The sequence below is a fragment of the Pseudoalteromonas rubra genome (genome assembly GCF_005887095.1).
Taxonomy (GTDB): domain Bacteria; phylum Pseudomonadota; class Gammaproteobacteria; order Enterobacterales; family Alteromonadaceae; genus Pseudoalteromonas; species Pseudoalteromonas rubra_E.
Map to the genome: position 1 here is coordinate 1 of NZ_PNCI01000201.1, position 217 is coordinate 217.

Annotated in this window: 1 protein-coding gene; it reads left to right on the top strand. The window is 35.5% G+C overall.

Features of this window, described 5'->3' with window-relative positions; translation table 11 throughout:
* The coding region (locus CWB99_RS24500; protein WP_212748550.1) for a hypothetical protein at positions 1-217 on the top strand (217 nt) is incomplete at both ends.

Below are 217 nucleotides of genomic sequence, written 5' to 3' on the forward strand. Positions count from 1 at the left end.
CAAAGACATTTCAACTTTTGAGCATAAGGAACTTATCAGAGAAGCTCTTCTCACTGCCGAGTTAGCAGTTTACATAGAAAGTCCTTGGATTCGCAAAGCGACAATGGAGTATTTTGATGCAATAAAATTCTTTCTTGAAAAGAAAAACACAAAGCTGTTTATTACTTACGGCATTGATTCAAGACCGATAAATTTACCACACAGAGAAACTTTTGAG